We start from the raw sequence: 21097 nt of genomic DNA on the forward strand, positions 1-21097 counted from the left end.
TCCATGGGAACGTCGGCTTGCGGGCACCGGATCGATCTGTTTAGTGTACTACGCCTCTTATCCATGGCGGGGAAACAGCAGAGTGTCACTCAAGAATGTCATTGGACTAGATCACGCCGTGATCATGGTGAAGGATCTCGATCGGGCCGCCGAGAACTGGAAGCGGCTAGGCTTCACGGTTTCGCCGCGCGGCACCCATAGCGCACATATGGGATCCGGCAATTACACCATCATGCTCGATCCCGACTATGTCGAACTGCTCGGCGTGCTCACCCCGACCGAGCACAATGCGCCGGCGCGGGCATTCCTGGAGCAGCGTGGCGAAGGCATCGAGCGCATCGCATTCACCGCGGTCGATTCTGCAGATGGCGCCGAGGAGATTCGCGCACGTGGTTACGCACCGATTGGTCCCACCGATTTCGAGCGGCCGGTGACGATGCCTGACCGCACGCTGTCGGCGGCCAAATTCCGCACCTTCCAGTGGCCGACAGCGGAGGCGCCGGGCGGCCTGCGCATCTTCGCATGCCAGCACAAGACCCGCGAGACCGTGTGGATCCCGGAATTGATGACGCATGCCAATGGCGCGAAACGCCTGAGGCAGGTGCTGATCGTGACGCCGGAGCCGGCCAAGGATGCCGCGCATCTGTCCAAGATGATCGATGTCCCAGCCAGGGCCGAAGCCGACGGCGCCGTTGCCGTGCCCTCGGGCTCGGACCGCGCCGACTTCGTGTTTCTGACCACGGACCAACTCGGCGCGCGTTATCCCGGCGTATCACTGGCAACCCTGCCCGAACGCGGCGGCGCCGGCCTCGTGATCGCCGCCGATCTTGCCGCCGCGGAAAAGGCGCTGGGCTCGACCGGCGTGCACAGTGCCGGTGCGATCTGCGTACCGCCGGCGGCAGGCAATGGGACGTTGCTTGCTTTCGTCAAGGCATAAACGACCAGCGCACACGCGACAATTGTAGTGCACATTAGGGCTAGGCAGAGCCCGCGCAAACGCTAGTATCTCTCCCAAACAAAAAGACCAGGGAGAGAAACATGACGGATCACCAGATCTCGCGCCGGCAGCTTTTGGCCGGCACGGCTGCAGCCGGCGCGCTCAGCCTCACCGGATTTCCGGCGCGCGCCGACGTAGACTGGAAGAAGTATAACGGCACCAAGCTCGAGGTGATCCTCGCCAAGGGGCCGCGCGGCGACAACCTGCAAAAATACATCAAGGAGTTCACCGCGCTCACGGGCATCCAGGTCGAGTCCGAGCAGATTCCCGAGCAGCAGCAGCGCCAGAAATGCGTCATTGAGCTCGCCTCGGGCAAGCCGAGCTTCGACGTCGTCCATTTGAGCTACCATGTGCAGAAGCGACAGTTCGAGAAGGCCGGCTGGCTCGCCGATATCTCCGCCTATCTGAAGGATCCGAATTTCACGCCGCCAGACCTCGTCGAAAGCGACTTCTCCGCCGCCGGACAGCAATACGCCAAGAACGACAAGGGCCAGATGCTGTCGCTGCCATGGTCGGTCGACTATTTCATCCTTTATTACAACAAGGAGCTGTTCCAGAAGAAAGGCGTCGAAGTGCCGAAGACGCTGGACGAGATGGTGGTGGCCGCCGAGAAGCTCACCGACCCCAAGGAAGGCACCTTCGGCTTTGTCGGGCGAGGCCTGCGCAACGCCAACATGGCGATGTGGACCAACTTCTATCTGAACTATGGTGGTGAATTCCTCGACAGCAAGGGCAACATCCTCACCGACGGCCCCGAGGCGATCGAGGCGACCAAGCTTTATCAGCGGCTCCTGACCAAATCGGCGCCTCCCGGCGTCGCCGGGTTCAACTGGATGGAGTCGATGGCCTCGTTCACGCAAGGTCGGTCAGCGATGTGGATCGACGCCGACGGCTGGGCGCCGCCGCTGGAAGATCCAACCGCCTCGCGCGTCGTCGGCAAGGTCGGCTACACCCTCGTGCCCGCCGGGCCCAAGGGCGCGTTTTCCTCGACCTATGGCGATGGCATCGGCATCGCCGCGGCCAGCAAGAACAAGGAAGCCGCCTACCTCCTGTGCCAATGGGTCGTCTCCCGGACGCAAGCTGCGAGATTGCTGCAGGCCGGCGGCGGCGTGCCATTCCGCAATTCGATCGTGAACGATCCCGAAGTCGCTAAGGGCGTGAAGACCCAGGAATGGCTGAAGTCCGTCGTCGACTCCGCCAAGATCAGCAAGCTCGGGCTGCCCGTCATCATTCCCGTCGCCGAATTCCGTGACATCGTCGGCGCGGCGCTGACCGCGACGCTCTCGGGCGCCGATCCGGCAACGGAGTTGAAGAAGGCGCACGAGCAATTCCGGCCCATCCTGGAACGCAGCGAAAAAGCGTGAGCACGATAACCGAGACGACTCCGGCCGCGGCGGAAGCGTCCGCCGCGCCGGAGCAGCAATGGCATCGCCCCACCTACTGGCCTTTCGTGCTGCCGGCGCTCATCGTCGTGCTGGCCGTGATCGTGTTCCCATGGCTCTTCACGATCTGGATGAGCTTCAATGAATGGAAGGTCGGCTCGCCCACGACCTTCGTCGGGTTCGCCAACTATCTGCGATTGCCGAACGATCCGCGTTTCGTCGAGGCTGTCGGACACACCATCTTCTACACGGCACTGTCGGTGATATTGCCGCTGATCTTCGGCACGCTCGCAGCCGTCGTGTTCCACCAGCGCTTTGCGGGACGCGGCTTTTTACGCGGCGTCTTCATCATGCCGATGATGGCTACTCCGGTGGCGATCGCGCTGGTCTGGACCATGATGTTCCATCCGCAGCTCGGCGTGCTCAACTACCTCTTGTCGCTGGTCGGCCTGCCGCCGCAGCTCTGGGTGTTCAATCCGGCGACCGTCATTCCATCGCTGGTGCTGGTCGAGACCTGGCAATGGACGCCGCTGGTGATGCTGATCGTGCTCGGCGGCCTCGCCGCAATCCCGACCGAGCCATATGAGAGCGCGGAGATCGATGGCGCCAGCTTCTGGCAGATGTTCCGCTACATCACGCTGCCGCTGATCATGCCGTTTTTGTTCATCGCCGGGATGATCCGCATGATCGACGCGGTGAAGAGTTTCGACATCATCTTCGCGATCACCCAAGGCGGACCTGGCTCGGCGTCGGAGACCATCAACCTCTATCTCTACAGCGTCGCCTTTGTCTATTACGACCTGGGCTATGGCTCGGCGATCGCGGTGGTGTTCTTCCTCTTGATCGTGCTGCTCGCAGCGGTGCTGCTTTATCTGCGCAAGCGGATGCTGTGGACCGAGATCGGAGGCGGCGCATGAGCCCGCGTCAACTCCTCGGCCGGATCGGCCTCTGGTTCTCGGTGTTCATCATCGTGTCACCGGCGATCCTGTTCTTCCTCTGGATGATCTCGCTGTCGCTGAAGTACGAGATCGACAACGCCGCCTATCCGCCGGTGTTCATCCCCGAGCAGTTCGCCTGGAAGAATTATGCCGACGTGCTCGCCTCCAACCGCTTCCTGACCTATTTCGTCAACAGCCTGGTCGTGACCGGCAGCGCGACCTTGCTCGCGATGCTGGTCGGCGTGCCCGCCGGTTACGGCATCGCGCGGATGGCGGCGCATAAATCGGCGATCGTGATCCTGATCGCGCGCATCACGCCGGGACTGTCGTATCTGATCCCGCTGTTCCTGCTGTTCCAGTGGCTGGGGCTGCTCGGCACGCTGGTGCCGCAGATCATCATCCATCTCGTGGTGACGGTGCCGATCGTGATCTGGATCATGATCGGCTATTTCGAGACCACGCCTTTGGAATTGGAGGAAGCCGCACGGATCGACGGCGCCACGCGCTGGCAGGTGTTCCGCCATGTCGCGTTGCCGATCGCGCGCCCGGGACTAGCCGTCGCCTTCATCCTCGCGGTGATCTTCTCCTGGAACAATTTCGTGTTCGGCATCGTGCTGGCGGGACGCGAGACGCGCACCTTGCCGGTTGCCGTCTACAATATGATCTCGTTCGACCAGTTGAGCTGGGGGCCGCTCGCCGCCGCCGCGCTGCTGGTGACGTTCCCGGTGCTGCTGCTCACGGTGTTCGCCCAACGGCAGATCGTCGCCGGGCTTACTGCGGGTGCCGTGAAGGGTGGATAGCGTCTCCCCGCGTCATTGCGAGCGAAGCGAAGCAATCCAGAGCGCCACTTGCGGGAACATGGATTGCTTCGTCGCTTGCGCTCCTCGCAATGACGGCTGAGAGTTCACTCCGCCGGTGCCGCGATCGGCATCTCCGGATGTGAGCTGTAGGCCACGCTGCCGACGGACCTGCTGAGCGCGAACAGTCCCGCCGCCATCACGACATAAGCCAGCGCCACCCCAGGCGTGACGCCAAGGCCGCCTCCGATGCCGACCGCTTCGCCGTGCATGAAGCCGAAATAGGTCATCACGGCGCCGGCCAGCGCAAAGGCTGAGGCTTTGAGGAAATCACGCTCGATCACGAAGACGGCGATCGCGCCCAGCACGAGGCCGGCGAGGATCGAGCCGCCGCCCATCACTTCAAGCCCGTGATAGATCACCCCCTGCTGCGGCAGCGCGGCGATTGCGGCCGCTTTGACCTCGCCCACCTTGTCGGCCGCGAGCCCGCCGACACTTTGCGCCGCCGTCATGGTCGACGCCAGCATGGTGTCGATCTGCAACTTGGCCCAGGCGGCGAGATGCGGCGTGAACGCCAGCACGATCGCGGGCGCATGCCTGGCCGGCGTGGTCTGAAACGCCTGCGCACCGATCAGCATGCCGATATAGAGCAGGATCGGCGAGATCGCGACGACCGGCACCAGTGCCAACAACACCGAGATGATGCCGAACCAGGATAGCACTACCACCATGATTCCGGTGGCAGCCGAATAGCCGATCCGTCCACCCATCGCCTTCCAGCCGGGATGGCCGATGTAGACAGCGTTGATGAAGGGATTGCCCATCAGGCAGCCGATCAGGCTGACGACGCCGTCGGCGGTCAGTACGCGCGTGGTCGGATATTCGTCGCCGGCGGCCTCCGCGCTCTCGACGTTGTCCATGGCCTCGACAAGATCGTAGATGCCGAAGGGAATCGCCGTGACCAGGATGATCCCTAAGAACTCGAAGCCGGAGAACACCTGCCCGACGGCCGGGATCGGCACCGAGAAACCAAAGTTCGCGAAGGCATCGCCGACGCCCTTCAGGCTCAAGCCGCCGAGCCCGAGGCCGAACAGGTTCGAGCCCCATGCGATGATCATGCCGGCCGCAATCGCCACGAGCCCCGCGGGAATGCCGCGCGGATATTTCACCCCGCCGAACCAGCTCACCAGGATGATGGCGAAGCAGATCAGCCCGATCTGCGGCGTCATGTACATCTCGAGCGCCGGCCGCATCGCGATGAAGGTGACGGAAACGCCGGCGAGCGTGCCGAGCAGCGCCGCGCGCGGCGTGATCTTGCGGATATACGGCGCAATGAAGCCGCCGATCATCAGGATGAAGCTCTGGAAGAACACCCAGACCAGGCCGGCTGACCAGCCCTTGATGGGGTCGCCGGTCTTGAGCGTGATCGGCAGCATGATCACGAAGGTGACGATGAACATATGCGGGACGCTGACGCCCGATGGCAGGGCGCAGACATCGCTGCGGCCGGTCTTCTGCGCCAGTCGGTAGGCGAGGAACGCGTAATAGAAAGTGGAGAGGCACATCATCAGGCCGAGCGCCGGCAGGATGCGCCCGAACACAAGTGAGTCCGGCATCTTCAGGACGAAGCGCAGCAGGCCGGTGAGGACCAGCATGTTGACGAGGATGTTGGTGCCGAAGCCGAAAAACGCGTTCCAGTCGCCCGATGTCCACAGTGCCGGTTTGAACTCGGACCTGCCGGCCGTCCCCGTCATGCTGGTGCTCATGATAATGTCCTTCAAGCCAATGTTTTCGAAGTCTCCAACGCCTCCAGTACAGCGGCTGAGCTGGCGACCCAGCCGAAGATGCCGCCCTGGGCCTTGATCATCTTGAGGCCCATCTCGTGAAATTCGGGAAAGTAGGATGCGCAGCCGTCAGCGATGACGACGCAGCGATAGCCGCGGTCATTGGCCTCGCGCACAGTAGTGTTGACGCACACTTCCGTGGTGACGCCGCACACCAGGAGATTCTCGATGCCGTATTTCTGCAGCACGTCGCCCATCTCGGTCGCGTAGAACGCGCCCTTGCCGGGCTTGTCGATCACGATCTCGCTGTCGAGCGGATAGAGTTCGGGGATGATGTCGTGGCCGGCCTCGCCGCGGATGAGGATGCGGCCCATCGGGCCGGGATCGCCGATGCGCAAGGATGGCGCGCCGCGTTCGATCTTGGCGGGCGGCGCGTCGGACAGGTCAGGCAAGTGGCCTTCGCGGGTGTGGATCACCAGCATGCCGGTGTCGCGCGCCGCTGATAGTACCGAGCCGATCGGCTGCACGGCCCGTGCAAGCTGGCCGACGTCATTGCCAAGCGTTTCGCCGAAGCCGCCGGGCTCCATGAAATCGCGCTGCATGTCGATGATGACGAGCGCCGTCTTGGTCCAATCGAGCTCGATCGGCTCCGGCTCAGCGACGATCTTTCCCACTGCATCGCTTGAGTTCGCCATGACGTGCGTGCCCCGAACGAGAGAACTCCTGATCGGGGTTAAGCAAGCGCCGTGCCATTGTGTACAATTCGAGGTCGGACGCCGACGGAACGAAATCCGTCACGATTTCAATTCACTGGTCGCTCGACCAAGCCTTGCTCATTCTCTGTGCGAAGCTTTTTCGGCGCGCAATTGCTCATTCGTTGAGCGAATTCTTCTTTGCACTCGATTTGCGCAAGCCCCGCGCGACGCGCTCTCATCGGAAGAAATGGACGAGCCCGATGCTGATAGCGAGCAAGACCAACAGCGACAGCGTGACTGCGGCCGTCACGCGTCCTCCCACGGTGGCGATAACGCGAATATCGACGCCGAGGCCAAGGGCCGCCATCGACAGGACGGTGAGCAGCACCGCTGTCTTGGTCACGATGGGGACCACCATATCCGGAACGAGTTCGAACGATCGCAGCGCGGCAAGAACCAGAAAGCCGATGATGAACCAGGGCACCAGTTTGAACGGGCTGATCGCTGCGGCCTTCTCGTGCTTGCGACGGCTGGCAACGAACAGAGAGAGGCCGATCACGATCGGTCCCAACATCAGCACGCGTACCAGTTTCACCAGCGTTCCGATCTGCGTGCTGACGATGCCGGCAGGCACGGTGGCCGCAAGCACCTGGGGAACGGCATAGACCGTGAGGCCAGCCAGGATGCCGTATTGCGTCGCTGACAATCCGAGGAGCGGGATCAGCAGGGGCAATCCCAGCACCATCAGCACGCCGAGAATCGCCGTGAATGAGATCGACGAAGCGATGTCGTCGCTATGGGCATCGATCACGGGCGCGACGGCCGCGATCGCCGAATTTCCGCAGATCGAATTGCCGCAGGCGATCAGGATCGACAACTTGGTCGGCAGGCCCAACATGCGGCTGACCCCAAAGCTGAGCAGCAGCATGATCGCGACCGTCCCAGCGATCGCGCCGATCAGCGCCAGGCCGGACGCCGCGATCGCGGCGAAACTGATCGAGGCTCCCAGCAGCACGACGGCGACTTCGAGCAGTTGCTTGGCGCTGAAGGCGATCCCGGAGCGCCACCGCTCGGACGGATTCCAGGCAGTGCGGATTGCCATCCCCAGCAGGATCGCGATCACCAGCGCTTCGACATAGGGATGGTCGAAGGCTCGCTCCTCGAGATTTTGGACGCCGACCGCGACGATCGTGATCGCGCCGCACAGCGCGATGCCGGGAAGAAGCGAAAAGGTTCGGGCGACGGCGCTGGGGCGCCCTGCCGCTTCCTTGATGCTATTGGTATTGTCCGCCACGGTGGCACTCCCTATCGGGAATAATTTATGCGCCTACCGCGATATCTTGGCTAATATATTCTACGGTTTCCCCAGTAACGAGAAGTTATGTTCTGGAGATCGACGAGGACGTCGCTATCCCGTTCGCGGCCTATGGCAGGCGGACGCGCCGATTACGGCTGGAACCCTTACTGCAGGAGAAACAGGAGTGGCCGGATCGACCGTCAGAGGGCCGCGAACAGGCCTTGCGCCCAGGCAACGGCGCGGTCGAAATTGAAGACGCCGGCCTCGAAATAGGCGGCGCGCGCGATCACAATGCCGGCGACGAGCAGCCAGAACGCGCTGGTGCCGGCACGAAGCAGCCACGACGAGCCGCGTCCGGACGTGCGGACGCTCTCTGCCGCTATCGGCTCGCCAAACGCATCAAATCCCGGATTGCTCATGGTCGCTTCGGTTGAAACCGGCCTCAAATGTCGTCAATTGCGGCCAGGAAGCAATGGTAGCGAAATGTCTTTTACGGCAGCGACTTGGAAGCATGTTTCCCGGCGCGCTCGCAGGGAAGAATTTTTATCCCCAGCCCTCCAAATCGTCCAGACCGACCCGCTGATGCAAGGAGTCAAACCGTGCCGACGATGCCCTCGACCAGATAGTCGGTCGTCTCCAATGAGGGATCGTAGAGCCCGGTGTCCCTGGAGGTGATGACCTTGCCGGTATTGCTCTTGACGCCGGCGACGAAGATCGGCTTGCCGGCCTTCAATTCGGCGATCGCGGCTGTGGCCGCATTACGGCCGGCCTCGCTGCAGCCGGCGCCGAACGGCGAGCTCACCACCATCTCCTTGTCGTAGCCGCCGATCACCATGTTCGGCAGCTTCTCGCCTTTGGCGATCATGCCGGCAAAGCTCTTGTAGACCGTCTCCCATTTCAGTTCGGCGCCGGTGATGAAACCCTTGGGCGCAAGATCCGCCTGGTTGGCGTTGTGACCGCAGCTCTTCACGCCACGCTTCTCGGCCGTCTCGATCACGACCTTCGGGCTGTCGATATGGCAGGCGATGATGTCGCAACCGGCATCAACCAGCGCGTTGGCGGCTTCGGCCTCGCGCACCGGCAACGCCCAGTCGCCGGTGATGATGAGCTGCACTGAGACACTGGGATTGACCTTGCGCGCGCCGAGCATGAACGAGTTGACGTTACGCAACACCAGCGGAATCGGCTTTGCGGCAATGTAGCCGATCTTGTTCGCCTTGGTGGACAGGCCCGCGGCAATGCCGTTCACATAATGACCCTGGTCGAGATAGCAGAAATAGCCGCCGGCATTGGCGGGATGCTTGTCGGCCTGCCACAGCGAAGTCGGATGGCGAAATTCGACCTTCGGATATTTCTTCGCCGCATCGATCATGAACGGATTGAAGTAGCCGAACGACGTCGGAAACAGCAGCGTCGCGCCATCGATGTTGATCATCGACTCCATGGTCTTCGCAACCGCCACCGTCTCGGGCACGTTCTCTTCTTCCACGACTTTCACGCCCGGCACATCCTTGAGCGCCTTGGCGGCAACCGCGTGGGCCTGGTTCCAGCCATAGTCTTGGCGCGAGCCGACATAGATGATGCCGACCGTGAGATCTGCGGCGCGCGCCGGCCGGCCCAGCCCGGAGAGAACGAAGGGACTTGCGGCGGCGCCAGCGAGAAAGCTACGGCGGGATAGCGGATGCGTGGTCATTGATACTCTCCTTGATCGCCGAACCATTGGCGCGGCTGTGACACTGGTGATGAAATCCTGTCCCCGTTCATTTCGTGGCCCGCGTCTTTCGCCGCAGGCGCGCGATCGTTGATCCATTGCCGGTTTCTGCCGTCTCCGTGTAGCGGGACAGCACCGCGCCGAGATCGAACACCCGGTCGCGATCCTGATCGAGCAGCGCCCGGTGCGCCACCGCGCCGAGGTGATGATCCATCAGCTCGATCGCCGCTTCGGCATTGCGGCTGCGCAACGCGGCCACGATCTCGCGGTGCTCGTTGACGGCGCAGTCGGCGGAATGCGGCCGGCCGTAAAGCGCCAGGATCAACGAGCAGCGCGACACCACTTCGCCGAGATAGCGGCGGAGCAGATTGTTGCCCGCGAGCTCGCCAAGCCTGACATGGAATTCGCCGGCAAGACGGATCGAGACTCTCGCTTCGCCGGACTTGCGCGCGGCTTCCTCCTTGCGGACATGCCCTTCGAGCTCGGCGCCGAATTCCGGCCGCCAGCGGGCGATCACCAGCCGCACCACCTCGCGCTCGAGCGTGCGGCGGACCTCGAACACTTCCCTCGCCTCCTCCAGGGTCGGCTTGGCCGTGGTGGCGGTGCGACGCGGCGGCGCATCGACCAGGCCTTCGGATTGAAGCTGCGCCAGCGCCGCGCGCACCAGCGTGCGGCTCATGCGAAACTGAGCGCCGAGTTCGTCCTCCGGCAGCTTGGTGCCCGGCGGGAGTGCCTGCTCGATGATCGCCTGGCGCAGCGCCTGACAGGCCACATCAACCCGGGTCGATTTCTTGCTCATCCAAAATCCGCATGCGCCATCGGACGAGAATGCGTCCGCAAATTGCGCATACGATAGTTCGGCATTTCGTACACAAGAGGAGGCAATTTTAGTCGGCGCGCTCGAATAAGCGGCAGCACGACGCTCAAAGTTTGCGCTTCGAATGCGCAACAAAACCGGGAATAACTGACGCCGGAAGTCTCGTTGGCGGCAGTTTCTGTATACAGGATCTTGCCTCCTCGGATCGCTGCGGAGGGAATGCCATGGCCGAAACGGTCATCAAACTGCGATTGAACCAGCAACAGCTTGAACTGATGGACCGCACCATCGCGCAAGGCATCGCGCCCGATCGTGCGGCGCTGGTCCGTCTCGCCTTGCGCGAATACGCCGCCAGCCGGAAGGCTGAGACCGCGGGAAGCGCGCGATGACCACACGCAAGATCATATCGGAATGGATCCTCGAGCCCGGCACCGGCAAGGCGATCGAGCTCCTGAAAGGGCAGATCCTGCGCATCGAGCAGGTCGAGGGCGGCCAGTGCGCCGACTTCAATTGCTTCAACCTGCATGACTACAAGGAGTTCATGCATTGCGGCCGCACCCGCACCGTGCACGGCTTCCATCCGACCAAGGGCACCTTCATGTGGTCGGCGCCGCCGCGCGAACGTGCAATGCTCTATATCCTCGAAGACACGGTCGGCCGCAACGACGTGCTGTTCCCGCGCTGCAGCGCCTATGTCTATGAAGCCGCCTACGGCTTTGCCGTGCACACCAATTGCCACGACATCCAGGCCGAAGCGCAGCGTGAATACGGATTGACGCCCGATGACGTCCACGATTCCTTCAACCTGTTCATGTGCACCGGCGTCGATGCCGACGGCCATGCCTACATGACGCGGCAGACCACCAAGCCCGGCGACCATGTCGACCTGCTGGCGTTGATGGACGTGCTGGCAGTCCCCAATGTCTGCGGCGCCGACGTGATGAAGACCAGCAACTTTGCGCTGAAGCCGCTCAAGCTCACGGTGTTCGAGGCCACCGACGCTGATCTCGCCACGGTGCCGAAGACGCCCGCGCTCGCGAGCCAGCGAACGCCGAAGGATTTCAGGAACCCTGTCATCAAGAGCGACCGCGCCCTGCGGCGGGACCCCAACTACAGTCCGGAATTTCCGAACACGCCAATCATGCTCACCGAATTGCCGGTTGCGCTGACTGCGGAGGAAATCGCGATGTTCGAGGCGGTCAAGCTCACCGCCATCTATGGCGATGACGATGCGGCGGCGCTGCGCGACATCCTGTTCTCCTGGTGGGAAGAGCGCTTCCTGCAGGCACATGCCGGCGCGCCGGCGATCGAGACCTGAGCGATGGACGCGATCCCTGCTCCGGGCGACATCACATTCGACTTCCGCAAACTGTCGGCGCGCGAGCGATACAAATTGATGATCGGCACTGTGGTGCCGCGGCCGATCGCGCTGGTGACGACGGTCGATCCAGCGGGACGCATCAATGCGGCGCCGTTCAGCTTCTTCAACTGCCTCTCAGCGGATCCGCCGATCCTCGCGCTCGGGGTGGAAAACCATCCCGACATGTCGTTCAAGGACACCGCGCGCAACATCCGCCTGACCGAGGTCTTCACCGTGAACATCGTCTCGCATGCGATCGCGGAAGCGATGCATGTCTGCGCGGTGCCGTTTGCAGCCGGCCGCGACGAGCTTGAAGCCGCGGGCCTGACTGCGATGCCTGGAACCGAAGTGGCCTCGCCATGGATCAAGGAGGCGCCCGCCGCGTTCGAGTGTCGCCGCCACGTCACGCTGGAACTCGGCAAGTCCCGCCAGATCATTCTGGGCGAGATCGTCTTCGCGCACTATCAGCGCGACGTGGTCGATGTCGAGCGCCTGCACGTCGACCCCGCGAAACTCGACGCCATCGCGCGCCTCGGCGGCAACACCTGCGCCACGATCCGCGACCGCTTCGAGATGCTGACGCCGACGCTCGATGAATTCGGAGCGACGGCCTCGCCTGAAAAATAGTCTTTCGATGCAACCCAAAATCGGATTTGCTCTGCGCAAATCCGAAAAACGCAGGGAATAGGGAGTTCGATATGAACGGACTTGGCGGCCTCAACAAATCACCCAACGGCGTCGTGATCGGGCTGGTTCAATTGCAGTTGCCCGTGGTGGTGACGAAAGCGGATCTCGCCAACCAGACCGAGAAGATCGTCTGGATGGTCGGCAAGGCGCGGCGCAACCTGTCGACCATGGATCTCGTGGTGTTCCCGGAATATTCGCTGCACGGCCTGTCGATGGACACCAATCCTGAAATCATGTGCCGGCTCGATGGACCGGAGGTCGCGGCTTTCAAGCAGGCCTGTATCGACAACAAGATCTGGGGCTGCTTCTCCATCATGGAGTACAACCCCGACGGCAACCCCTACAATTCCGGCCTCATTATCGACGACCACGGCGAGATCAAGCTCTACTACCGCAAATTCCATCCCTGGATTCCGGTCGAGCCGTGGGAGCCCGGCGACATCGGCATTCCCGTGATCGAGGGACCGAAAGGCGCCAGGATCGCGCTGATCATTTGCCATGACGGCATGTTCCCGGAGATGGCGCGCGAATGCGCCTACAAGGGCGCGGAGATCATGATCCGCACCGCCGGCTACACCGCCCCGATCCGCGAGAGCTGGCGCTTCACCAACCAGGCCAACGCATTCCAGAACCTGATGGTGACAGCGAATGTCTGCATGTGCGGCTCCGACGGTTCGTTCGATTCGATGGGCGAAGGCATGATCGTCAATTTCGACGGCACTATCATCGCGCACGGCACCACGGGCCGCGCGGACGAGATCATCACCGCCGAGGTGCGGCCCGACCTCGTGCGCGAGGCGCGGATCAACTGGGGTGTCGAGAACAACATCTATCAGCTCTGGCACCGCGGCTATGTCGCCGTGAAAGGCGGCGCGATGGATTGCCCCTACACTTTCATGCAGGACATGGTCGCCGGCACTTTCCGATTGCCATGGGAGGATCAGGTCAAGATCACCGACGGCACGTCCTGCGGCTTTCCCGCGCCGACGCGCATGTTCGGCAAGACCGCGAAGGCGGCGGAGTAATGTGATTTGTAGGATGGGTGGAGCGCAGCGAAACCCATCAATATTCGCAGCCGCGGTGAAGGTGATGGGTTTCGCCGCGCTCTACCTATCCTACGGTTATGCCTCACCCGGCCGAAAATTCTCGATCAATCGCAGCAGCACCCGCGCGCCGGCGTCGGCGTCGGCGAGGTCGACATGCTCGTCGGGATGATGGCTGATGCCGCCGCGGCAGCGGACGAAGAGCATGGCGACGTCGGCGATGTCGATCATCGCCATGCCGTCATGCCCGGCCCCGCTCGGCAATTCGAAGACAGGAAAACCCTCACCGGCTACCGCCTCTGCAACCTGCGCCTTCAGCCAGGGCGCGCAGGGCACGGTGCGGTTCTCATGGGTGACATCGAGCTGAAGCGCAAGGTCGCGGCGTCTTGCAATGACCTCGATTTGACGAACGATGTCGGCGACCGCGCGCTTGCGATGCAAGTCGGTGGGCGCGCGGATGTCGATCGTAAAGGAGACTTTTCCCGGAATCACGTTGGTCGCGCCCGGCAATGCATCGATATAGCCGACGGTGCCGACGAGACCGCCGCCATCGGTCTTGCAAAACGCCTCGATGGCAGTGATGCATTCGGCGGCGCCCGTCAGCGCGTCACGCCGGAGCGCCATCGGCACGGTGCCGGCATGGCCGGCCATGCCCGTAAGCTTTGCCGCAAGCCGCGTGGCGCCGGCGATCGCAGTCACCACGCCGACCGGAAGCCCCTTCTCTTCCAGCACCGGCCCCTGCTCGATATGCAGCTCGACATAGCCGAGCAGTTCGCGGCGGGCGCGCGCGGCGGCGCCGATATGATCAGGATCGAGCCCGAAGGCTACCATCGCCTCGCGCAAGGAGATGCCGGAATGGTCGCGCGCGTTCAGCACGCTCTCGTCGAAGGTGCCGGCAACCGCGCGGCTGCCGAGCAGCGTCGAGGCAAAGCGCACGCCCTCCTCGTCGGCAAAGCCGGTCACCTCGATCGCGAACGGCAATCGGTGGCCGCGTCGGTTGAGATCGGCGACACAGGAGATCGCCGTGATCAGGCCAAGCGGCCCGTCCCATTTGCCGGCGTCGCGTACGGTGTCGTAATGCGAGCCCAGCATCAGGCACGGCAGGCCGGGCCTGTCGCCCTCGTAACGGCCACAGACATTGCCGATCGCGTCGAGATCCGCGCTCATCCCGGCCTCACGCATCCAGGAGAGAAGCAGATCGGCCGCCTTGCGGTGCTCCGGCGTCAGATAGATTCGCGCCAGATGCTCAGGCACCTCCGATATCGCCGCAAGCTCGTCGATGCGGGCAACGATCTCCTCGCCAAGCAAGGCTGGTCTGGTCCCGGCTGCTGCCGCGTCGTTCTTGCTCATGCTTTTCCAGTGAGGGGCCGCCTCGATTCCCGTGCGGTATCGATACAAGTTCAATGCCAGCGCTTTCGCGGACGATCAACGCTCATACGATGCTTAACGGCCTTGCATACAATTATCCAATAGCGCTCAAGAATTAGGCGAGCGTTCGTCACTCAAAGTTTGAGCGGAATACAGCACCGAATAATACTCAAGTAATTTCAAATGATTGGTATTTCATGCTCCCCGAATAGGCTCTGGCATGAAGCTTGCGACATCCTGGCCGAGCTCCGCCGTTGGCGCGGATGCGAAACGACAGGCGGCCGGTCCGCCCCAGGGGAGCAGGCAATGGATTTCAGCAGGATCTCACGACGGCATTTGTTGCAAGGCGGCGCCGCGCTGGCGCTGGGCGGCACGCTCGGTGCCCGCACGGCGCAGGCGGCCGAGACCACCATCGGCTTCATCTATGTCGGGTCGCGCGACGACTACGGTTACAACCAGGCGCATGCGCAAGGCGCGGCGGCGCTAAAGAAACTCCCCGGCATCAAGGTGGTCGAGGAAGAGAAAGTGCCGGAGACCGACGCGGTCGAGAAGACCATCGAGTCCATGATCAATCTCGACGGCGCCACGCTGCTGTTTCCGACCTCGTTCGGATATTTTAGCCCGCACATGGTCAAGATGGCGACCAAATATCCGAAGGTCTTGTTCGAGCATTGCGGCGGCCTCTGGACCGACAAGGACCCGAAGAACGCCGGCAGCTATTTCGGCTATATCGATGAAGCCCAGTTCATCTCCGGTATCGTTGCGGGCCATTCGACCAAGAGCGGCAAGCTCGGCTTCGTCGCGGCCAAGCCGATCCCGCAGGTGCTGCGCAACATCAACGCCTTCACGCTCGGCGCCAGGCTCGCCAATCCGAAGGCGACGACGCAGGTGATCTTCACCGGTGACTGGTCGATGCCGGTGAAGGAAGCCGAGGCCACCAACAGCCTGATCGACCAGGGCGTGGATGTGCTGACCTGCCATGTCGACGGCCCCAAGACCATGGTCGAGAACGCCGCGCGCCGCGGCGCATTCGTCTGCGGCTATCACGTCAACCAGTCTCCGCTGGCGCCAAAAGCCTATCTCACTGGCGCCGAATGGAACTGGGAAGCGCTCTATCCGAAATTCGTGAAGATGGCCACGTCGGATGAATCGATCCCGAACTTCTATCGCGGAGGCCTGAAGGAAGAGATCGTCAAATGTTCGCCCTATGGCGAAGCGGTCTCGGCCGAAGCCCGCAAGCATGCCGATGAGATGAAAGCAAAACTCGTCGCCGGGGAATATACCATCTTCAAGGGGCCGATCCTCGACAACAAGGGCAAGACGGTGATCGCGACCGGCGTCGACCGCGGCCAGAAGGATCCCGAGCTTGAAAAGATGGACTATCTGATCGAAGGCGTGATCGGAGCGACTTCGTGACCACAGACACGGCTGACCCGGCCGAGGTCGTCGAGGCGGTCGGGATAGCCCCGGCCGCCGATCCCGGTTTCCTCCAGCGCTACGGCGCCACAATCGAGTACATCCTGATCCCGGGCGCCGCCCTGATCGGCGCGCTCGCGACCTTCGGCGTGTTCGTCGCGCTCCACGGCAAGAACCCGCTCGATCTTTATTTCTACATGTACCAGGGCGCGTTCGGCACCTGGTTCTCCTGGCAGAACACGCTGACCCGCGCCGCACCCTTGATCCTCACCGCGCTGTGCACGGCGCTGCCCGCGCAGCTCGGCATGGTCATCATCGGCGGCGAAGGCGCGCTGCTGATCGGCGCGCTGGCAGCGACCAGCACCGCGCTTGCGATGCAATGGGCGCCGCCGCTGGTGGTGCAGATCGCTATGGTGATTGCCGGCGTGATCGGCGGCGGATTGTGGATCACGCTGTCGGGCGCGCTGCGGCAGTATCGCGGCGTCAACGAGACGATCTCGAGCCTGCTGCTGGTCTATATCGCGCTCGCGATCCTCAACCATCTCGTCGAGGGCGTGATGCGCGATCCCGCCAGCCTCAACAAGCCCTCCACGCGCGAGATCGGCGCCGCCAACATGATCGGCACCATTCCCGGCACCGACGTGCATTGGGGCCTGGTGTTCGGCCTCGTCTGCGCGATCGCCTCCTATATCCTGATCTATCACACCACCTTCGGCTTCGCCGCCCGCGTCGCCGGCGGCAATATCCGCGCCGCGAAGATCGTCGGCCTCGGCGTCGGCAAGCTGATCATGACGATCTGTTTCCTGGCCGGCGGTTGCGCAGGCCTTGCCGGCATGATCGAGGTCGCTGCCGTGCAGGGCCGCACCAACGCCAATCTCGCCGCCGGTTACGGCTTCACCGGCATCCTGGTCGCGTTTTTATCCCGGCAGAATCCGCTCGCAGTCATTCCAGTCGCGATCCTGCTCGGCGGCATCAGCGCCAGCGGCGGCCTCCTGCAGCGGCGGCTCGGACTGCCCGACGCTTCCGTGCTGGTGCTGCAGGGCATCATCTTCGTGTTCGTGCTGGCAAGCGACGCGCTCTACGGCCGCATCGGCTTCCTGAAGGGAAAGTCCTGACATGGCAGATGCATCGATCGGACTGTGGACCGTCCCACTCGCCGTGCTCGGCGGCGCCATTCGCGTCTCGACGCCGTTCCTGTTCGTCAGCCTTGGGGAATGCATCACCGAACGCAGCGGCCGCATCAATCTCGGCCTCGAGGGCACGCTGGTGATGGGCGCAATGAGCGCCTACGGCATCTCCTATCTCACCGGCTCCCCGTGGCTTGGCGTGCTCGCCGCCGGCATCACCGGTGCGCTGCTCGGCGCGCTGCACGCCGGCATCTGCTCATTGCCGCGGGTCAACGATGTCGCTGTCGGCATCGCGCTGATGCTGTTCGGCATCGGACTCGCCTTCTTCCTCGGCAAGCCCTTGATCGAGCCGACCGCGCCGCGGCTGCCTGCGATCGATTTCGGCTGGTGGAGCGACATTCCGCAGGTCCGCGCGGCGCTCCGCATCAACGTCCTGTTTCTGATCGGGGTTGCGATCGCGCCCATTCTCTATTGGGCGTTCAAGACCACGCGCTGGGGCCTCCTGATCCGCACCGCCGGGGAAAGCTCGGACGCGGCGCGCGCGATGGGCCATTCGGTGCTGCTGATCCGGCTGCGCGCCACCATGGTCGGCGGCTTCCTCGCCGGAATCGGCGGCTCGTTCCTGTCGCTGTTCTATCCCGGAAGCTGGAATGAGGGTCTCTCCAGCGGACAGGGCATCACCGCAGTAGCGCTCGTGATCTTCGCGCGCTGGGATCCCCTGCTCTGCCTGTGGGCCTCGCTTGCCTTCGGCGGCGCCGCCGCGCTGGGACCGGCGCTGCAATCGGTCGGCGTCACCTCGGGCTATCACTTGTTCAATGCCGCGCCCTACATCCTGACGCTCGCGATCATGATCATCACCTGCTCGCCCAAGCGCACGCTGACCGGCGCGCCGGCCGAACTTTCCATCACCCGATAACACGCGCAGGAACGAGGTCGTCCATGCCCGAGCGCCATATCAAGTCCGAGCCCTACGCCTGGCCTTACAACGGCGATCTCCGCCCGCAGAACACCGCGCTCATCATCATCGACATGCAGACCGATTTCTGCGGCGTCGGTGGCTATGTCGACAAGATGGGGTACGACCTGTCACTGACGCGGGCGCCGATCGAGCCGATCAAGCGCCTGCTCGCGGTAATGCGTCGCCAGGGCTTTCACATCATCCACACGCGCGAGGGCCACCGTCCCGATCTCGCCGACCTTCCCGCCAACAAGCGCTGGCGCTCGCGGCAGATCGGCGCCGGCATCGGCGATCCCGGTCCTTGCGGCCGCATCCTGGTGCGCGGCGAGCCGGGCTGGGAGATCATCCCCGATCTCGCGCCCCTCCCGGGCGAGCCGATCATCGACAAGCCCGGCAAGGGCTCGTTCTGCGCGACCGACCTGGAGCTGATGCTGCGCCTGCGCGGCATCGAGAACATCGTGCTGACCGGCATAACCACCGACGTCTGCGTCCACACCACCATGCGCGAAGCCAATGACCGTGGCTTCGAATGCGTGCTGATCGAGGATTGCTGCGGCGCGACCGACAAAAGCAATCACGACCATGCGCTGAAGATGATCAAGATGCAGGGCGGCGTGTTCGGCGCGGTGGCGAAATCGGCCGACCTGATCGGAGCCATCTCGTGATCATCGGCGAGATGCCCGCTCCAACCGGCGCCTTCGGCGTCGATGCGATTGCCATGACGATGCGCTTCGGCGATTTCGTGGCCCTCGACAATGTCGAATTGAAGGTGCGGCCCGGCTCCTTCCACGCGCTGCTCGGCGAGAACGGCGCGGGCAAGAGCACACTGGTGAAATGCATCATGGGCTACTACCACGCGACCGAAGGCGACATCCTGATCGGCGGGCGCGAGCAGAAGATCGGCAATCCGAAGGACGCTCACGCGCTCGGCCTTGGCATGGTCTACCAGCATTTCACTCTGGTGCCGGCGATGACGGTCGCGGAGAACCTGGTGCTGGCGCGCGACGACGTGCCGGCGGTGGTGGACTGGCGAAAAGAGAAGAAGGAGCTGGAGGCGTTCCTGGCGCGAATGCCGTTCAAGGTGCCGCTGGACGCCAAGGTCTCGGACATCTCCGCCGGCGAACGGCAGAAATGCGAGATCCTCAAGCAGCTCTATCTGAAACGACGGTTCCTGATCCTGGACGAGCCGACCTCGGTGCTGACGCCGGGCGAGGCCGATGAGGTCCTGGGGATGCTGCGCGCGATGGTCGTATCAGGCGAATTGACCATCCTGATGATCACGCACAAGTTCCGCGAGGTGATGGCCTTCGCCGACGAGGTGACCATCCTGCGGCGCGGCAAGCTCGCGGGTCAGGGCCGCGTCGCGGACCTCACGCCGGACGCGATGGCGCGCACCATGATCGGCGCCGAGCAACTGACCGTGCAGCCGCCCCGCGTCGGCGAGGTCGGCGAGGCGCGCCTGGAACTCGACAAGCTCTCCGCCCTCGACGATGCCGGCGCGATTGCCGTTCACAACGTCTCGCTCACGGTCCGCGGCGGTGAGATCGTGGGCATCGCCGGCGTCTCCGGCAACGGCCAGCGGCAGCTCGTGGAAGTCCTCGCTGGCCAGCGCGACGCCGAGAGCGGCGAGATCCGCATCCGCGGCGAGCGCTATTCGGCGACGCGCGAGGAGATGCGCCGCCACAAGATGTCGTTGCTTCCGGAAGAGCCGCTGAAGAACGCCTGCGTCGGCGGCATGAGCGTCGCCGACAACATCGCCTTCCGCGAATTCGACTGTGCGCCCTTCGCCAGGGCCGGCTGGTGGCTCAACAATGCGGCGTTTCGCAAGAACGCCGAGCGCAAGATCGCTCTCTACAAGATCAAGACCCGCACGCCGGACACGCCGATTGCCGCCCTCTCCGGCGGCAACGTGCAGCGTGCGGTGCTGGCGCGCGAGCTCGGCGGCGAGGTCGAGGTGCTGATCGCGGCCAATCCGTGTTTCGGGCTCGATTTTGCCGCCGTGGCGCAAATCCATGCCGAGATCATGGCGGCGCGCAACCGCGGCGCGGCGGTGCTTCTGGTCAGCGAAGACCTTGACGAACTGCTCGAACTTTCCGACCGTCTGGTGGTGATGTTCCACGGTGAGTTCGTCCACGAGGCCCGCGCGAGTGAAGCCGATCTCACCGAGATCGGCCGACACATGGCAGGGCATTGATGACGGATATTTCTGCGCTTACCCAGGAAGAGGCGGACCTCTATTTCCTGCGACGCTCGTTCGAGGTCGCCCGGCGGTCCGTCACCCACGGCAACCATCCGTTCGGCTCGGTTCTGGTCGACCGGAATCGCAACGTGCTGATGGAGATGGAGAACGGCTACATGCCGTCGCGTGACGGCACCGCACATGCCGAGCGCCTGCTGGCGACCAAGGCCTGCACGACGCTAGCGCCTGAGGTCCTCCAGCACACCACCCTCTATTCGTCCGCAGAACCCTGCGCGATGTGTTCGGGCGCGATCTACTGGGCCGGCATCGGGCGCCTGGTCTATGCCTTAAGCGAGCATCGCCTGCGCGAGATCACCGGCAATCATCCTGAGAACCCGACGCTCGACCTGCCCTGCCGGGAAGTGTTCCGGACCGGTCAGCGACCGACCGACGTCGTCGGGCCGCTGATCGAGGACGAGGCCGCGGAACTTCACGCCGGCCTCTGGCGGAAGTAGCGTGCCACGTGCCTAAAAAAAATGGC

General features: G+C 63.4%; 21 protein-coding genes. 14 read left to right on the top strand and 7 right to left on the bottom strand.

Annotated elements, in window-relative coordinates:
- Positions 1-82 precede the first annotated feature (82 nt).
- From I6F35_RS31175 to I6F35_RS31190, 4 genes are all read left to right on the top strand, one after another.
- Positions 83-937 carry a VOC family protein gene (locus I6F35_RS31175; protein ID WP_225121473.1) on the top strand — a complete coding sequence of 285 codons (855 nt, stop codon included), beginning with the start codon at positions 83-85 and terminating at the stop codon, positions 935-937.
- A gap of 101 nt (positions 938-1038) precedes the next feature.
- Positions 1039-2361, top strand: a complete 1323-nt coding sequence (locus I6F35_RS31180) for a sugar ABC transporter substrate-binding protein (protein WP_225121474.1) — start codon at positions 1039-1041, stop codon at positions 2359-2361.
- A complete protein-coding gene (locus I6F35_RS31185) occupies positions 2358-3296 on the top strand; it encodes a sugar ABC transporter permease (protein ID WP_225121475.1) in 939 nt (312 codons plus the stop codon). The genes I6F35_RS31180 and I6F35_RS31185 overlap by 4 nt, the downstream gene beginning before the upstream one ends.
- Positions 3293-4117 carry a carbohydrate ABC transporter permease gene (locus tag I6F35_RS31190; protein ID WP_225121476.1) on the top strand — a complete coding sequence of 275 codons (825 nt, stop codon included), beginning with the start codon at positions 3293-3295 and terminating at the stop codon, positions 4115-4117. Before I6F35_RS31185 ends, I6F35_RS31190 begins: the two co-directional genes overlap by 4 nt.
- 104 nt (positions 4118-4221) lie before the next feature.
- Here the strand turns inward: I6F35_RS31190 and I6F35_RS31195 are convergent, their stop codons facing one another.
- The 6 genes from I6F35_RS31195 to I6F35_RS31220 form a co-directional block, all read right to left on the bottom strand.
- Positions 4222-5880: a regulator gene (locus I6F35_RS31195; RefSeq protein ID WP_225121477.1), complete on the bottom strand. Its 1659-nt coding sequence runs from the start codon at positions 5878-5880 to the stop codon at positions 4222-4224.
- 11 nt (positions 5881-5891) lie between these two features.
- Entirely contained in the window at positions 5892-6593 is a 702-nt protein-coding gene (locus I6F35_RS31200; protein ID WP_225121478.1) for an isochorismatase family cysteine hydrolase, read from the bottom strand.
- 235 nt (positions 6594-6828) lie between these two features.
- Complete coding sequence (locus tag I6F35_RS31205; RefSeq protein WP_225121479.1) at positions 6829-7887, bottom strand: putative sulfate exporter family transporter; 1059 nt, start codon at positions 7885-7887, stop codon at positions 6829-6831.
- A 203-nt stretch (positions 7888-8090) separates the two neighbouring features.
- On the bottom strand, positions 8091-8309 hold the full coding sequence (locus I6F35_RS31210) for a hypothetical protein (protein ID WP_225121480.1): 219 nt from the start codon (positions 8307-8309) through the stop codon (positions 8091-8093).
- A gap of 173 nt (positions 8310-8482) precedes the next feature.
- Positions 8483-9583 (bottom strand): BMP family ABC transporter substrate-binding protein, encoded by a 1101-nt coding sequence (locus I6F35_RS31215; RefSeq protein ID WP_225121481.1) that lies wholly within the window; start codon positions 9581-9583, stop codon positions 8483-8485.
- Positions 9584-9650: 67 nt separating this feature from the next.
- A complete protein-coding gene (locus tag I6F35_RS31220) occupies positions 9651-10400 on the bottom strand; it encodes a GntR family transcriptional regulator (protein WP_249792787.1) in 750 nt (249 codons plus the stop codon).
- Between the two features lie 242 nt (positions 10401-10642).
- Here I6F35_RS31220 and I6F35_RS31235 point away from each other — a divergent pair, with 242 nt between their 5' ends.
- The 4 genes from I6F35_RS31235 to I6F35_RS31250 all read left to right on the top strand — a co-directional run bounded on the left by I6F35_RS31235 (position 10643) and on the right by I6F35_RS31250 (position 13490).
- Entirely contained in the window at positions 10643-10807 is a 165-nt protein-coding gene (locus tag I6F35_RS31235; protein WP_225121482.1) for a hypothetical protein, read from the top strand.
- Positions 10804-11736: an urea carboxylase-associated family protein gene (locus tag I6F35_RS31240; RefSeq protein ID WP_225121483.1), complete on the top strand. Its 933-nt coding sequence runs from the start codon at positions 10804-10806 to the stop codon at positions 11734-11736. Before I6F35_RS31235 ends, I6F35_RS31240 begins: the two co-directional genes overlap by 4 nt.
- Before the next feature lie 3 nt (positions 11737-11739).
- A complete protein-coding gene (locus I6F35_RS31245; protein ID WP_225121484.1) occupies positions 11740-12405 on the top strand; it encodes a flavin reductase family protein in 666 nt (221 codons plus the stop codon).
- A gap of 71 nt (positions 12406-12476) precedes the next feature.
- Positions 12477-13490 carry a formamidase gene (locus I6F35_RS31250; RefSeq protein WP_225121485.1) on the top strand — a complete coding sequence of 338 codons (1014 nt, stop codon included), beginning with the start codon at positions 12477-12479 and terminating at the stop codon, positions 13488-13490.
- Positions 13491-13586: 96 nt separating this feature from the next.
- On the opposite strand, the gene I6F35_RS31255 is transcribed toward I6F35_RS31250, so the two are convergent.
- Positions 13587-14858 (bottom strand): allantoate amidohydrolase, encoded by a 1272-nt coding sequence (locus I6F35_RS31255; RefSeq protein WP_225121486.1) that lies wholly within the window; start codon positions 14856-14858, stop codon positions 13587-13589.
- A 324-nt stretch (positions 14859-15182) separates the two neighbouring features.
- Between I6F35_RS31255 and I6F35_RS31260 the strand changes: the two genes are divergently transcribed.
- Genes I6F35_RS31260 through I6F35_RS31285 form a run of 6 tightly spaced genes read left to right on the top strand, consistent with a single transcriptional unit; the run spans position 15183 to position 21071 of the window.
- Positions 15183-16292: a BMP family ABC transporter substrate-binding protein gene (locus I6F35_RS31260; RefSeq protein ID WP_225121487.1), complete on the top strand. Its 1110-nt coding sequence runs from the start codon at positions 15183-15185 to the stop codon at positions 16290-16292.
- On the top strand, positions 16289-17407 hold the full coding sequence (locus I6F35_RS31265; RefSeq protein ID WP_225121488.1) for an ABC transporter permease: 1119 nt from the start codon (positions 16289-16291) through the stop codon (positions 17405-17407). Before I6F35_RS31260 ends, I6F35_RS31265 begins: the two co-directional genes overlap by 4 nt.
- Before the next feature lies 1 nt (position 17408).
- Positions 17409-18335, top strand: coding sequence for an ABC transporter permease (locus tag I6F35_RS31270; protein ID WP_225121489.1), 927 nt, complete (start codon positions 17409-17411; stop codon positions 18333-18335).
- 23 nt (positions 18336-18358) lie between these two features.
- The gene (locus I6F35_RS31275) at positions 18359-19042 is read left to right on the top strand and encodes an isochorismatase family cysteine hydrolase (RefSeq protein ID WP_225121490.1); all 684 of its coding nucleotides are present in this window, start codon (positions 18359-18361) and stop codon (positions 19040-19042) included.
- A complete protein-coding gene (locus I6F35_RS31280; RefSeq protein ID WP_225121491.1) occupies positions 19039-20571 on the top strand; it encodes an ABC transporter ATP-binding protein in 1533 nt (510 codons plus the stop codon). Before I6F35_RS31275 ends, I6F35_RS31280 begins: the two co-directional genes overlap by 4 nt.
- The gene (locus tag I6F35_RS31285) at positions 20571-21071 is read left to right on the top strand and encodes a nucleoside deaminase (RefSeq protein WP_225121492.1); all 501 of its coding nucleotides are present in this window, start codon (positions 20571-20573) and stop codon (positions 21069-21071) included. The genes I6F35_RS31280 and I6F35_RS31285 overlap by 1 nt, the downstream gene beginning before the upstream one ends.
- The last annotated feature ends 26 nt before the right edge of the window (positions 21072-21097 follow it).

It is taken from the genome of Bradyrhizobium sp. BRP22 (genome assembly GCF_020194175.1).
In the GTDB taxonomy this organism is placed as follows: Bacteria; Pseudomonadota; Alphaproteobacteria; order Rhizobiales; family Xanthobacteraceae; genus Bradyrhizobium.

Excerpts from the sequence above, each read along its gene's own strand:
- I6F35_RS31180 (WP_225121474.1), top strand. The coding sequence starts at position 1,039 with ATGACGGATCACCAGATCTCGCGCCGGCAGCTTTTGGCCGGCACGGCT.
- I6F35_RS31190 (WP_225121476.1), top strand. The coding sequence starts at position 3,293 with ATGAGCCCGCGTCAACTCCTCGGCCGGATCGGCCTCTGGTTCTCGGTG.
- I6F35_RS31285 (WP_225121492.1), top strand. The coding sequence starts at position 20,571 with ATGACGGATATTTCTGCGCTTACCCAGGAAGAGGCGGACCTCTATTTC.
- I6F35_RS31245 (WP_225121484.1), top strand. The coding sequence starts at position 11,740 with ATGGACGCGATCCCTGCTCCGGGCGACATCACATTCGACTTCCGCAAA.
- I6F35_RS31250 (WP_225121485.1), top strand. The coding sequence starts at position 12,477 with ATGAACGGACTTGGCGGCCTCAACAAATCACCCAACGGCGTCGTGATC.
- I6F35_RS31195 (WP_225121477.1), bottom strand. The coding sequence starts at position 5,880 with ATGAGCACCAGCATGACGGGGACGGCCGGCAGGTCCGAGTTCAAACCG.
- I6F35_RS31255 (WP_225121486.1), bottom strand. The coding sequence starts at position 14,858 with ATGAGCAAGAACGACGCGGCAGCAGCCGGGACCAGACCAGCCTTGCTT.
- I6F35_RS31235 (WP_225121482.1), top strand. The coding sequence starts at position 10,643 with ATGGCCGAAACGGTCATCAAACTGCGATTGAACCAGCAACAGCTTGAA.
- I6F35_RS31220 (WP_249792787.1), bottom strand. The coding sequence starts at position 10,400 with ATGAGCAAGAAATCGACCCGGGTTGATGTGGCCTGTCAGGCGCTGCGC.
- I6F35_RS31215 (WP_225121481.1), bottom strand. The coding sequence starts at position 9,583 with ATGACCACGCATCCGCTATCCCGCCGTAGCTTTCTCGCTGGCGCCGCC.
- I6F35_RS31200 (WP_225121478.1), bottom strand. The coding sequence starts at position 6,593 with ATGGCGAACTCAAGCGATGCAGTGGGAAAGATCGTCGCTGAGCCGGAG.
- I6F35_RS31275 (WP_225121490.1), top strand. The coding sequence starts at position 18,359 with ATGCCCGAGCGCCATATCAAGTCCGAGCCCTACGCCTGGCCTTACAAC.
- I6F35_RS31240 (WP_225121483.1), top strand. The coding sequence starts at position 10,804 with ATGACCACACGCAAGATCATATCGGAATGGATCCTCGAGCCCGGCACC.
- I6F35_RS31260 (WP_225121487.1), top strand. The coding sequence starts at position 15,183 with ATGGATTTCAGCAGGATCTCACGACGGCATTTGTTGCAAGGCGGCGCC.
- I6F35_RS31210 (WP_225121480.1), bottom strand. The coding sequence starts at position 8,309 with ATGAGCAATCCGGGATTTGATGCGTTTGGCGAGCCGATAGCGGCAGAG.
- I6F35_RS31270 (WP_225121489.1), top strand. The coding sequence starts at position 17,409 with ATGGCAGATGCATCGATCGGACTGTGGACCGTCCCACTCGCCGTGCTC.